This is a genomic window from Thermococcus sp. (genome assembly GCF_027023865.1).
Lineage (GTDB): Archaea > Methanobacteriota_B > Thermococci > Thermococcales > Thermococcaceae > Thermococcus.
In genome coordinates this window covers 1-10,799 of the sequence record NZ_JALVUC010000005.1, presented here as the reverse complement: position 1 = coordinate 10,799, position 10,799 = coordinate 1, and the positions used below count along the sequence as shown (strand labels likewise).

The following is a 10,799-nucleotide window of genomic DNA, read 5'->3' as shown; positions in this document are numbered from 1 at the left end:
TTCACGGCGGAAAGGAGGTCAGAGGCCATTTGGAATACTAAACTGAGAGAATTCCTTATTACTGCGTTTTTGGGGTTTCTCCCCTTTGACGCCCTACAGGTGTGGATTTTAGATTTAAATCCCTTATACAATAAGCTCCTGAATGAATTCCCGTCCAAAACAATTGACTTCAAGCAGAAAACCCTCATGAGTGACACTTCAAAAGGGAGCTACGAACAGCCAGTCGTGTCCTGTCTAAAGAGCAAGTTTCAAGGGGTTCAACCTTAAATTAACCCATTCAAACAGTTTCGACTTCAATCAGCACCCGGAGGGCGCTTTAGGTAGTGAAACACTCTCCAGAAGAGCCAAGTGAATAGAAACCCTCTCAGGAACGTAACTTGTAGAAAGGCACCTCCTTTTTCCGCCAGCGCTTGCTCTGCAAGGACTGTTGTGGTGCGGGGGACGGGATTTGAACCCGCGAACCCCTACGGGACGGGACCCTAAATCCCGCGCCTTTGGCCAGGCTCGGCTACCCCCGCGCGTTCTTGAATTCCCGTTCCGACTTTAAAAGCTTTGAGGAACAAAGCTTATAAGGATGTAAAGGAAGTTTTACGTAAAAGAAACTTTACATGGTGATAGATGTGGAAAGGTGGAGGCTCATTGGGTACGTTATTCCGGCAACGACTGCGTCCCTCCTAGCCGTGGCGCTGTGGATGGGGAACGCTCCCCTTGCCTTCGGAGTCCTAGCAGGGGCGATAGGCGCAACTTTCCTCTACTCCGAATGGCTCAAGGGGAGGGGAGAGGTTCTGAGTGACGAAAGGACGCTCCACATAGAAGAGATGGCCTCAAGACGGACACTTCAGGTTCTGATACTTACCACTGCTTTCCTCGTGGTGAGGCTTTCCATCCTGTCAGAGAGTGAGCCGGGCTTAAGGAGTGCCTACTATCTATCCCTCGGCCTGATGGTCTTGATAGCGGTCCTCAAGGTCTCGCTGAAGCGCTACTATTCGAAGGTGATGTGAATGAACTGGACGGCCTTTACAGCGCTCACCGCCGGCCTTCTCGGTGGCATCCTTGGCTACCTGCTCACGAGGGAAGTTGTAAGGAACGTTGGAGTTCCCGTGGACGAGAGGGGCAACGAGATAGCCAGGCTCGCCGCCGCGAGGACTCTGGAGGTTGTCCTTCTGATGGTCGTGGTTGCCCTGGTACTACAGCCTTTTAGTAGAGAGGGATTCCCTCTGCACGGCAATCATGTCAGGTTTGCTGGTTCTGATCTCCTTTGGGAACCTCGCGTTGAGGGCATACTATGGAAAAAGGATGTGAGGTCACCATGAAGAACCGCCTCCGTGAGCTGAGGGAAGAAAAAGGCCTCACCCAAGAGGAACTCGCTAGGATTCTCGGCGTAACGAGGCAGACGATAATAGCCATCGAAAGGGGGAAGTACGACCCCTCGCTGAGGTTGGCCTTCAAGATAGCCCGTTTTTTCAATAGGCCGATTGAGGAAATCTTTATCTACGAGGTGGATTAGCGATGGGAGAGGATGAAAGATGTCAATGGTCGAGGTTCTGAACTTGGAGAAGAATTACGGCAAGGTAAAGGCCCTCAGAGGAATTAATTTTTCCATTGAGAAGGGCGAGATCTTTGGACTCATCGGCCCGAACGGTGCCGGAAAGAGCACTACCCTGAAGATACTCTCAACGCTTCTCAAGCCGACGGGGGGGACAGCGAGGATAGCAGGTTACGATGTCGTTAAGGATGCTCCGAAGGTCCGCGAGCTGATAAGCTACCTTCCAGAGGAGGCTGGGGCATACAAGAACCTGACGGGAAAAGAGTACCTGGAGTTCATGGCGAAGCTCTACGCCAAGGACGAAAAGAAAGCCAGGAAGATGCTCAAGCTGGGGATGGAGCTGAGCGGCCTCGGGGAGAGGCTGAACGACAAGGTAGCGACCTATTCAAAGGGGATGGCAAGAAAGTTGCTCATAGCGAGAGCCTTAATGGTTCGCCCGAAGTTGGCCATACTTGACGAGCCGGCGAGCGGACTTGATATAGTCAACGCCTATGCAATAAGGCAGATGATAAGGCGCTTCGCGGGGGAAGAGGGTGTTACCTTCCTTCTCTCAAGCCACAACATGCTTGAGGTGGAGTTCCTCTGCCACCGCGTCGCTCTCATAAACAGGGGGCAGATCATCGAGATTGGGACTCCAAAGGAGTTGAAGGAGAAATATGGTGCAGAGAACCTTGAGGAGGTCTTCATGACCGCCGTTGGGGCGAAGATAGGGAAGGCAACAGGGGGTGAAGGAGCATGAGCGACTTCTGGGTAATGGCGATGAAAGAACTCAAGAACCTGTTCAGGGACAAGAAGCTCGTCTTCGGCATGGTTATCGTCCCGCTCATCCTGCTCCCCCTGATGGGCCAAGCCGTCAACGTCGGCATGGAGCAGGCTCAGAAGGAGACCCATGTAACGATAGCCAATTTCGACGAAGGCCCCTACGGGGCACTTCTCATAAAGTCCCTCCAGAGCGCGCCAAACGTTACGGTCACCGTTGTCAACGCCACTTCTGTGGATGGAGCGCTGAAGCTTGCCGTTCAGGAGAGGCAGAACGTTCTGGTTGTGATTCCCTCAGACTTTACCTCAAAACTCCAAGCCAACAAGACTGCAACGGTTGATATCTACGGCATCTTCACGAGCATAGGGGCCGGGATGAAGGAGAGCGTTAGCGAGGGCAGGATAAACGCCGTCTTGGGGGTTCTCAGTGAGGAGATAGCGCGGCTGAAGGTTAAATCGCTTGGGGCGAGCAATCCCGATGCGGTGCTCCACCCGATAAAAACTCTCAGCAGATCTGTCATAAACGGGAACGTCGTCGACGTTTCCCCGGCTATAGTTTCGAGTGTCATAGCCTCTCAGGCCTTTACGATACCGCTCATAATCTTCATGATGGTCATGATAACATCCCAGATGGCCGCTGGGGCGATAGCGAGCGAGAAGGAGAACAAAACGCTTGAGACACTCCTCACCCTCCCTGTCTCAAGGACACACATAGTCGGTGCCAAGATATTCGGAACGGCGATGATGGGCCTCATCTCTGCAATAGCTTATATGATTGGAATGAAGTATTATATGGGTTCCTTTGGCCTCGGTTCGGTAGGAGTTAATCTCAGAGACCTCGGTCTCGTCGTTACCCCGGCGGGTGCGATTTTCTTCGCCATCGTCGTCTTCCTGACGATAATCATTGCCCTCAGCCTTGCCATGATAGTGGCGACCTTTGCAGAGGACGTGCAGAGCGCTACGACGCTCGTCAGCGCCGTAATCCTCCCGCTGGCTTTTCCTGCCTTCCTGCTGATGTACACGGACATCAACGACCTTCCACTTGCGGTAAAGTACCTTCTCCTGGCGATACCCTTCACGCACCCCGTTGTGGACTACCGCTACGTCCTGCTGGCCGACTACAGGCCGCTGGTTATGAGCCTCGTCTACCTCGCCATAATCGCAGTTGCCACCCTCTATACCACCGCGAGGCTCTTCTCCAGTGAAAGGATTATGACGGCGCAGGTGGGCTGGGGGAGGAAAAAGGCGAAGGAGTGAGGTTTTTCTTTTTTATTCTATTGGAACTCCATCCTTCGTCCTCGGTGCGAGCCACTTCATCAGCCTGTGTGGATCTTTGGTTCTGATCACTATCGTTATCGGGCCTAAAGGGGACTCCTCGTTGAAGTTGACAACGCCTGCATAAGCGGCCTGCTTATTCACCCTGATGATTATCTCCTCGCCGAAGTAGCCCTCCTCAAGGAAACTTCTTGCCGTGTCGAGTATCGCCTGCCCCCTGAAAAGCTCGTAGAGCCTGCTCAGCGCTTTCCTGCTCTTCGTCTTCCCGGTGAGGATTATGTAATCCCCTCTATCAAAGGCCTCGAACTCAAGATCCGAAATCAAGTTCAGCATTGCTTTCTTTACCTTCTCGATGTCCTCGGTAGGGTAAACGTAAGCCTCAACCTCAACCTCTTCAAACAGTTCGCTCATATTCTCACCCCTAGCCGGTTGGGACGGGAGCTTATAAGGTCAGCGGAGCGTTGTCATGATAACGGAGAAGTTCAATCTTCCGAGACTCGCTATCATGATAACAATGCCGGGTAGAGGATTCTCCCGTCTGAAACCGCGCCGGGGAAATCTATTTTAGGTGGGCCGCGTACATTGGGATGGTGGGAAAATGGAAGACGTTGCCGGAAACCTGCAGGGAGATACCGCCCTGAAGGAGTTCATGGCCGAGGAGGAGTTCCTCAGGCTCGTTCGAGAAATGAAGAAGAAGGTCAGGATAGGCATGTTCGGCGAGGGGAAGGCCGAGGAGTTCTTCAGGCTGAAGCTGGAGGTGTATGAGGAGTGATCTTCATTGATTCAAGCGTGCTCTACAACGCCCTCGTCAGGGTGAGCCTCACGGCGTAATCGCTTATCTCATCAACCAGCTTTAACCACTCCTCTGTTTTGAGTTCGTTCGGTAGAGGATTTCCGGCGGAGACTATGCAGTGCTTGCATCTGAGGTTGCAGTCCCTTGTAAGTTCAAAGATAACAGCCGCTGGAGCGTTGAGCCTCTCAAGCTCTATCCCGAGGCTCGTTAGATGGCCGATAAAGTCGTTGATGCTGTATTTTTCTCCGCCGTATTCGAGCATGGCTTTTTTGAGTTCTTCCGCTCCGGGGAAGTTCTCCTTCAGGGCTTTGAACTCCTCCGGCTCAAGCTCGAATATTCCACCGGAAGAAGGACAGAAGGCTAAGAAGATCCTTCCGTCGCCGTAGAGAAGCATTTCATCACCTCACGGGAGCCGTTCAAACCCTAGGCCTCAAAGTCCCTGTCATAGCTGACCTCCTTTCCGCCGTGAATGGCGAGGGTTCGAGTTAACCCCTCGCTAAGGGCGGTTCGGTTTACGGGCACTCATCCACCTACTCCCGTCACCAGTTTCGGTTCAGCCCGAAGGCACGGTCTCGTGCCCATTACCCCTACCAGCCAAAGCCGGATGGGGTTATTGCTTTAGCGGCCACTCAATGAGTTTCAAACCGCTCAAGGCGGTTTTTGAGAGGACGCCTACCGGCGTCTTCCTCCCAATGGCGGGAGGACGCGATGAAACCCCTCATCTCACCGGGTTGTCCTTGAGTGGCCTCTCCGAGGCCTTATTAAGTTGCAAAACATAAAAGGGTTTCGGTGGTTTAATGGCTGTTTGGCGGTTTACTGCATCCCCTCCCTAAAGGGCGAGGCTTTCAAAAGAAAAAGTAAAAGCCCTTCTGATCCCCAGCCGTTCCATTATTGCAAAACTCAGGCAGTCTGTTAGATCCATCCCATTGTGATCCTCAAAGCGTTCAAATATCCTCCACGCTCTCTCCCAGTCTTCATCGCTTTCGTTTTCGATCCAAATGAACTTGCTTTTTAGAAGGTTTTCCCTGAGTTTCAGCGCCACCTTCTTTCCCCTACGCTTGGAGGTCCCGTTGATGAACTCAAGTAGGACAGGTCGTCCGATGACAAAAAGCGACCCTTCAAGAATTGCCCGTTCCAAAAAATTCCTCGCGTTTTCGTGATTCCTATCCCTTGAGTTGAAGAGTGCTATCAGTGCGCTTGTGTCGAGGTATATCGGCTCTGGCTTCACTCGCTTTCCATTCCACCACGCCCCAATCGTCCCTTTCGCTTAAATCCTCTTCATCCATATCGAGCAGTCCAATGCTCTTCCACAGCGGGTCATGGTGCAGTTCGCTCAGAATCTTTTCCTTTTCTTTTTTCGCGTAATCCCGTATTATTGATCTCAGAACCTCCTTTAGGGATTTCCTTTCGAGGGATGCAACCGCTCTGAGGATCTCGTATGTTTCCATATCCACTTCAGTCTGTATGATTTTGGTATTAGACATTTGATCTCACTCGTAATCGATTTTAGATGTATTAGCTTAAGTAATTTGTGTTGAATGTTTTCTTGGCCCCCTTTCAAATACGCTTCCACCAAAACCTTTAAAACCTAAAGGTGTTAGGTTAACCTAACAAAGGAAGCGGTGATGGCATGCTCGAGAACTTCATAGCCAACCTCACGGAGTGGATACTCAGGGTTTCCAACGGCGAGATAATGTGGGTGGCCTTTTACGCGGGCCTCTTCGTGGCGGTAATGACCTCCCTCGGTGCTTTAGTGGCGATATTCGCCAGGAGCATCCCCGAAAAGGGCGTTGAGTTCTCCCTGAGCTTCGCAGCCGGAGTTATGATAGTTGCATCTTTCACTTCGCTCATACTCCCGGCTATTGAGAGCACCGGCTCCTTCTCTCCAGCCGGAATAGGAATAGCCCTTGGTGTCCTTCTGATTTACGCGATAGACAAGCTCCTCCCCCACGAGCACCTAGTTAAGGGCTACGAGGGGCCGGAGTCCATGAAAGACCGACTGAGGAAGGTCTGGCTCCTCGTCATAGCGGTCATAATCCACAACCTGCCCGAGGGCCTCGCCGTCGGCACTTCGATAGTCTACAGCCTTGAGGTAGGCCTCGTCACGGCGATAGCCATTGGAATACAGGACTTCCCTGAGGGAACGGTCGTTTCCCTCCCCCTAGCGACGCTCCAGAAAAAGAAGCTCCAGCCGATAGCGATGGGAGTCCTGAGCGGCTTTGCCGAGATGGCGATGGTTCTCGTTGGGGCGTACTTCTTCACGCTCTTCAGCTGGCTCCTCCCCTACGGTCTGGGCCTGGCGGGCGGTGCGATGCTCTACGTCACCATCAAGGAGATGATACCGGAGATATACAGGAGGGAGGAAAGCGAGACCCTCGTAACCTTAGGCTTCTTCGCCGGCTTCTACGTTATGCTCTTCCTCGACTCAATGCTCGGTTAGAATCCTGTTGGCCAGTTCCCTCACCTTTTTCTCGTACTCGTCGTGGGTTCCGTCGTTGACAAGCATGTAGTCCGCCATCGCTATGACGTTCCCGATTCCGAACTTCAGCTCCTTCCAGTCCCGTTCCTCGAAATCCTCCCAGGTCTTCGGGTCGTCGTGCCTGCCTCTCCTGCGGAGTCGCTTGAACCGCTGTTTCGGGGGTGTGTGAACCGCTACAATGACTATCTTCTCATCCGGGAAGGAACTCCTGAACGTTCCCACCTCGTCGAGCGAGCGAACGCCGTCTATAACGACTGCCCTGTTCTTTTCGAGAAGTTCTCTAACCTTTCTTACGGTGAGCTTAGCGACCGCATTCTGGCCCATTTCCTGCCTTAACCGTATGCTGACCCTTGCAACGTCCTCTTTGGTGAGCTGAAGCCCCCTCTTCAGTGTCTCCTCCCTGACAACGTCGCCCATAGAAACGCTGGGGAAACCCCTCCCCTCGAACTCCTTCACGATTTTACTCTTTCCAGATCCGGGCATTCCGGTGACTATGATAATCATTGTGCCCAACCCATGGTAACCGGGGAGGCTTTTAAAAAAGTTGGGTTTGGTTAGGGAAGCAAAATTTTTTAAAGTTTTCCTATAAAACTATAATGGTGGGAACCATGAACGTTGAATGGTTTATACTTGGACTTATCATTACGTTCTTCGTAGACATCCCGTTTGGCTTCTGGAGAGCATATGCTAAGAGAACCGCCAACAAGCTCGAGTGGGCGCTGGCCGTTCACCTTCCGGTTCCTTTGGTGGTAGTCCTACGCTATCTTGCCGGTTTGAGCTGGAACGCCTCAGGCGCCCCAATGATACTGACCTTCGTCTTGGCCTACTTCCTCGGCCAGAGAGCGGGAGGAAAACTCTACTGGAAGGCTCATGAACGCGGTCTGAATCCCGGCAGGAGCATCGCCGTCCTCTGGAGGAGCACTGGAGGGGTTAAGGGAGAAGCCTTTTAACTCAGAAGAAGTCATCCAAGGTCTTTCGTTTTGACATCTCTTTTCCTGCCCCAACCCCCTTTTCCTCTTTTTCCTCTTTGAGACGGTCTTCAACTCCAAGGTGATGATAGATCCCCTCCAGGACCTTGAGGCCGATACCCTCAACGCTTAGAATCTCCGAGGGTTTAGCCCTCACTATGTCCTCCCAAGTTTTGAAACCGGAGTTGTAAAGTGCCCTCGCCCTCTTCCTTCCAATGTTTGGAAGCCTGACGAGTTCAAGAAGCTCCTCTCTTACGCCGTGCCTCAGGCGGAGGTGCAGGTCGCTAAGGAGCCTTAAAACTTCTTTCTTTGGGTTGAAGAGCCTGTAAATTTCGATGAATGCATACATTAACCAGTCTACCAGCTCCAGAATCCTGTACATGTCGCCGGGGTCTATATTGTAGGTCTCGTAAATTCTCGTCTCCGGAACCTCGTTTATCCAGTCAAGGAGGACCTTTGCGGTCTTCACCTGGCTTAGGAAGCCCTGGAAGGTTGAGTCTTCATAGTAGGGGATGTTTGTGTAGAGCTTCTCCTCGAACTCGTATGCTAAATCTAGGTAGTCCTCAAGCTCGCGCTTTCTCGCGGTGAGCGTCGCCATGTCAGGTGTAGACGCTATCAGCTGAAGCACCCCGAAGGGGTTTGGGTTCTCTTCAAGCTTTGGGAGCGCGTCGCGGAACTTTTTGGCAGTGAGTGGGTCAATGTAGAGCTGGGAAGTCCTTTTCCCGAAGGGAAGCGCTATAAAGCGGTCCTCCATGTCCATGTCTATGAACTCATTTTCAATGAGGAAGTAGACTACATTCTTTGCCTTATATTCAAGGGCCGCTATATCCCCCTTCTGGTGAGCGTAGAAGGTTCTTCCGAGGAAGGAAACAAGTTCTCGAAAGCCCTCAATTCCAAAGTTGGTGATTAGAGCCAGAATCTGGCTCCTGAAGGCCTGTTCGTTTGCCAGCATGGAGAACAGCTTTTCAGGCTTTCCGTGGATGTAGCGCTCCATGAGCTTCTTCGGTTCTTCCGTTCTAGCGACGATTATGGCCTCACCAACTTTATCATACTTCGGCCTTCCGGCCCTTCCCATCATCTGCTGGATCTCCAAGACAGGAATGTCTGTCCAGCCGAAGCCGGCGTATCTCTTGGTATCTCGGATTATAACGCGGAAGGCGGGGAGGTTTAACCCCGCGGAAAGTGTTGGCGTCGCCGTTATCACCTTGATCAAACCCTCCCTGAATGCATCCTCTATCAGTGTCCTCTCGGCCCTGCTCAAACCGGCGTGGTGGAATGCAACGCCATCCTTTAGCGCTCTCTTTAGCTTCTCAGTCGTGGGGTTGTCCTCTATCTGGGGAATAAGCTCTTCAAGCCCCCTTATCTCCGGCTTGGTGAGTAGTCTTGAAACCTTCGATGAGAGCGAAATGGCCTCCTTTTCCGCGCTTCTCCTCGTGTTCACGAAAACCAAAGCCTGTTTCCCCCTCTTCACCGCATCGACTGCCAAACTCTCCCAGTTCTCTGGATACCTGTTTATCTTTCCGTCCTCCCAGAAGAGTGTCCCGATATGGAAAACCCCTTTCCTCAGCTCCACCGGGCGCCAGTCGCTCACGACCAGCGCGGCATCGAGCCACTCGGCCAGCTCTTCGGCGTTCCCAACCGTTGCGCTCAACGCTAAAATCTGTGCCTTTCCCAACATATGACTGAGTATCATCTCCAGAGTTGCACCCCTGTCGTAGGAGCCTATGAGGTGGACTTCATCGGCGATGACGAGCTTGACGTCTTTGACCCATCTAGGGGAATGCCTCAGCAGGGAGTCGAACTTCTCGGCGGTTGCCACTATGATGTCGTACCTACCCAGCCAGTCGTCGGTTGAGTCGTAGTCTCCAGTGGTTGCCGCCACTCTAATTCCGAGCTTCTCCCACGCCTTGAACTCACGGTACTTCTCCTCGGCGAGGGCCTTAAGTGGAACTAGATAGACGGCCTTTCCTCCCTCGCGGAGGAGTTTGTTGACCATAGTTATCTCACTAACCAGCGTCTTCCCGCTCGCCGTTGGAATCGCAAGAACGAGGTTTTTACCCGCCAGAACGCCGCTTTTTAGGGCTTCAGCCTGCGGCGGGTAGAGTTCTTCAATGCCCCTCTCGCGGATGATCCCCTTTATTCTCTCGTCAACGGAAAGTTCCTCGACCTTCATCTCGACCGCAATCCTTATTGAGGGTGAGGTTAAATAGGTTTGGGATGGCTATGGAGGTTCCCTACGTTCTCTTCGAGGTTAAAGATGGACGAAAAGCAAAGGGCACGTTTGCGATCGACGCTTACTTCATCGAATTCCTCTCCATTGAACCGAGGAAGGTTGTTCTCATAAAAGACACCTCTGGAATTGCCCTAAAAGAAGAAGCGCGCAATCCACTACCAAAGCTCCTCCGGAAACCCTTGAACGACCTTCTGAAGAAAGTCTACATGGAACTTCTGCGGACTTCAAGCGAGGTCAGGGGGGAAAGAGTCGGTCACATGAGAAGGTGGAACGTCTGGAGAATCCTCGGGATTCCCACGGGGCACAGCAGACACATAACCATAGACGAGAAACTGGCCAAGGCAGAGCGCGAGTACTCCTTAGGTTTGGCTCTGTTGGAGAAAATACTCGGCATCAGGGGAGAAGAAATTGAGAAAGTCGAAGTCGTTGAGGGAAGAACCCTCTACAGGGAGCTGTGGCTATCGGGGGGGCAGGTTCTTGGAAAGGAGGGTGTTGACAAGGTTTACACCAACCTGTTTAAAATCGATCCTACCTTCAGAACGGCCTTTGTCTCGACGCTCTTTCGGGAGGTGGCTATGGACAAAACCCTCGGGAATGGGTTGGGAAAGACTATAAAGGACTGACCTCCTTTCCGCCGTGAAGGGCGAAGGGTTCCAACGAGTTAAACCAAACGCGGGAAGGTTTACGGGCACTCATCCACCTACTCCCGTTGCCGGTTTCGGTTCAGCCCGAGGGCACGGTCTCGT

General features: G+C 52.4%; 16 protein-coding genes and 1 tRNA gene. 10 read left to right on the top strand and 7 right to left on the bottom strand.

The annotated features are described in order from the left end of the window. Positions 1–267 (top strand): hypothetical protein (locus MV421_RS01420; RefSeq protein ID WP_297517728.1); only part of this gene is annotated, 267 nt, incomplete at its 5' end. A 163-nt stretch (positions 268–430) separates the two neighbouring features. Here the strand turns inward: MV421_RS01420 and MV421_RS01415 are convergent. After that, a tRNA-Leu gene (locus MV421_RS01415) sits at positions 431–518 on the bottom strand. Positions 519–620: 102 nt separating this feature from the next. Between MV421_RS01415 and MV421_RS01410 the strand changes: the two genes are divergently transcribed. From MV421_RS01410 to MV421_RS01390, 5 genes are read left to right on the top strand one after another with little or no spacing between them, the layout of a single operon-like run. After that, the gene (locus MV421_RS01410) at positions 621–1,001 is read left to right on the top strand and encodes a DUF2178 domain-containing protein (protein ID WP_297420178.1); all 381 of its coding nucleotides are present in this window, start codon (positions 621–623) and stop codon (positions 999–1,001) included. Next, the gene (locus MV421_RS01405) at positions 1,002–1,313 is read left to right on the top strand and encodes a DUF2178 domain-containing protein (RefSeq protein ID WP_297420181.1); all 312 of its coding nucleotides are present in this window, start codon (positions 1,002–1,004) and stop codon (positions 1,311–1,313) included. Beyond that, on the top strand, positions 1,310–1,507 hold the full coding sequence (locus MV421_RS01400) for a helix-turn-helix transcriptional regulator (RefSeq protein WP_297420184.1): 198 nt from the start codon (positions 1,310–1,312) through the stop codon (positions 1,505–1,507). The genes MV421_RS01405 and MV421_RS01400 overlap by 4 nt, the downstream gene beginning before the upstream one ends. Before the next feature lie 19 nt (positions 1,508–1,526). Continuing rightward, positions 1,527–2,285 (top strand): ABC transporter ATP-binding protein, encoded by a 759-nt coding sequence (locus MV421_RS01395; RefSeq protein ID WP_297420187.1) that lies wholly within the window; start codon positions 1,527–1,529, stop codon positions 2,283–2,285. Then, the gene (locus tag MV421_RS01390) at positions 2,282–3,562 is read left to right on the top strand and encodes an ABC transporter permease (protein ID WP_297420190.1); all 1,281 of its coding nucleotides are present in this window, start codon (positions 2,282–2,284) and stop codon (positions 3,560–3,562) included. The genes MV421_RS01395 and MV421_RS01390 overlap by 4 nt, the downstream gene beginning before the upstream one ends. 12 nt (positions 3,563–3,574) lie before the next feature. Here the strand turns inward: MV421_RS01390 and MV421_RS01385 are convergent, their stop codons facing one another. Then, positions 3,575–3,991, bottom strand: a complete 417-nt coding sequence (locus MV421_RS01385) for an RNA-binding domain-containing protein (RefSeq protein ID WP_297420193.1) — start codon at positions 3,989–3,991, stop codon at positions 3,575–3,577. A 187-nt stretch (positions 3,992–4,178) separates the two neighbouring features. Here MV421_RS01385 and MV421_RS01380 point away from each other — a divergent pair, with 187 nt between their 5' ends. Continuing rightward, positions 4,179–4,352 carry a hypothetical protein gene (locus tag MV421_RS01380; RefSeq protein WP_297420196.1) on the top strand — a complete coding sequence of 58 codons (174 nt, stop codon included), beginning with the start codon at positions 4,179–4,181 and terminating at the stop codon, positions 4,350–4,352. Positions 4,353–4,374: 22 nt separating this feature from the next. Here MV421_RS01380 and MV421_RS01375 read toward each other — a convergent pair whose 3' ends face one another. The 3 genes from MV421_RS01375 to MV421_RS01365 all read right to left on the bottom strand — a co-directional run bounded on the left by MV421_RS01375 (position 4,375) and on the right by MV421_RS01365 (position 5,827). Further along, positions 4,375–4,767: a hypothetical protein gene (locus MV421_RS01375; protein ID WP_297420199.1), complete on the bottom strand. Its 393-nt coding sequence runs from the start codon at positions 4,765–4,767 to the stop codon at positions 4,375–4,377. Between the two features lie 435 nt (positions 4,768–5,202). Further along, on the bottom strand, positions 5,203–5,601 hold the full coding sequence (locus tag MV421_RS01370) for a type II toxin-antitoxin system VapC family toxin (protein ID WP_297503274.1): 399 nt from the start codon (positions 5,599–5,601) through the stop codon (positions 5,203–5,205). Beyond that, positions 5,537–5,827 (bottom strand): hypothetical protein, encoded by a 291-nt coding sequence (locus tag MV421_RS01365; RefSeq protein ID WP_297503273.1) that lies wholly within the window; start codon positions 5,825–5,827, stop codon positions 5,537–5,539. The genes MV421_RS01370 and MV421_RS01365 overlap by 65 nt, the downstream gene beginning before the upstream one ends. A 176-nt stretch (positions 5,828–6,003) precedes the next feature. On the opposite strand from MV421_RS01365, the gene MV421_RS01360 reads away from it, so the two are divergent. Next, complete coding sequence (locus MV421_RS01360) at positions 6,004–6,813, top strand: ZIP family metal transporter (RefSeq protein ID WP_297419362.1); 810 nt, start codon at positions 6,004–6,006, stop codon at positions 6,811–6,813. On the opposite strand, the gene MV421_RS01355 is transcribed toward MV421_RS01360, so the two are convergent. Next, positions 6,799–7,356, bottom strand: coding sequence for an AAA family ATPase (locus tag MV421_RS01355; RefSeq protein WP_297419373.1), 558 nt, complete (start codon positions 7,354–7,356; stop codon positions 6,799–6,801). The two genes, MV421_RS01360 and MV421_RS01355, sit on opposite strands and share 15 nt — an antisense overlap. A 92-nt stretch (positions 7,357–7,448) precedes the next feature. Between MV421_RS01355 and MV421_RS01350 the strand changes: the two genes are divergently transcribed. Beyond that, the gene (locus MV421_RS01350; protein WP_297419365.1) at positions 7,449–7,802 is read left to right on the top strand and encodes a hypothetical protein; all 354 of its coding nucleotides are present in this window, start codon (positions 7,449–7,451) and stop codon (positions 7,800–7,802) included. A gap of 1 nt (position 7,803) precedes the next feature. Here the strand turns inward: MV421_RS01350 and MV421_RS01345 are convergent, their stop codons facing one another. Next, complete coding sequence (locus tag MV421_RS01345) at positions 7,804–9,993, bottom strand: ATP-dependent DNA helicase (protein ID WP_297419368.1); 2,190 nt, start codon at positions 9,991–9,993, stop codon at positions 7,804–7,806. A gap of 44 nt (positions 9,994–10,037) precedes the next feature. Between MV421_RS01345 and MV421_RS01340 the strand changes: the two genes are divergently transcribed. Next, on the top strand, positions 10,038–10,676 hold the full coding sequence (locus tag MV421_RS01340; RefSeq protein WP_297419370.1) for a hypothetical protein: 639 nt from the start codon (positions 10,038–10,040) through the stop codon (positions 10,674–10,676). Positions 10,677–10,799 lie beyond the last annotated feature (123 nt).

Excerpts from the sequence above, each read along its gene's own strand:
- MV421_RS01375 (WP_297420199.1), bottom strand. The coding sequence starts at position 4,767 with ATGCTTCTCTACGGCGACGGAAGGATCTTCTTAGCCTTCTGTCCTTCT.
- MV421_RS01390 (WP_297420190.1), top strand. The coding sequence starts at position 2,282 with ATGAGCGACTTCTGGGTAATGGCGATGAAAGAACTCAAGAACCTGTTC.
- MV421_RS01395 (WP_297420187.1), top strand. The coding sequence starts at position 1,527 with ATGTCAATGGTCGAGGTTCTGAACTTGGAGAAGAATTACGGCAAGGTA.
- MV421_RS01350 (WP_297419365.1), top strand. The coding sequence starts at position 7,449 with ATGGTGGGAACCATGAACGTTGAATGGTTTATACTTGGACTTATCATT.
- MV421_RS01380 (WP_297420196.1), top strand. The coding sequence starts at position 4,179 with ATGGAAGACGTTGCCGGAAACCTGCAGGGAGATACCGCCCTGAAGGAG.
- MV421_RS01385 (WP_297420193.1), bottom strand. The coding sequence starts at position 3,991 with ATGAGCGAACTGTTTGAAGAGGTTGAGGTTGAGGCTTACGTTTACCCT.
- MV421_RS01405 (WP_297420181.1), top strand. The coding sequence starts at position 1,002 with ATGAACTGGACGGCCTTTACAGCGCTCACCGCCGGCCTTCTCGGTGGC.
- MV421_RS01355 (WP_297419373.1), bottom strand. The coding sequence starts at position 7,356 with ATGATTATCATAGTCACCGGAATGCCCGGATCTGGAAAGAGTAAAATC.
- MV421_RS01340 (WP_297419370.1), top strand. The coding sequence starts at position 10,038 with ATGGCTATGGAGGTTCCCTACGTTCTCTTCGAGGTTAAAGATGGACGA.
- MV421_RS01400 (WP_297420184.1), top strand. The coding sequence starts at position 1,310 with ATGAAGAACCGCCTCCGTGAGCTGAGGGAAGAAAAAGGCCTCACCCAA.
- MV421_RS01345 (WP_297419368.1), bottom strand. The coding sequence starts at position 9,993 with ATGAAGGTCGAGGAACTTTCCGTTGACGAGAGAATAAAGGGGATCATC.
- MV421_RS01360 (WP_297419362.1), top strand. The coding sequence starts at position 6,004 with ATGCTCGAGAACTTCATAGCCAACCTCACGGAGTGGATACTCAGGGTT.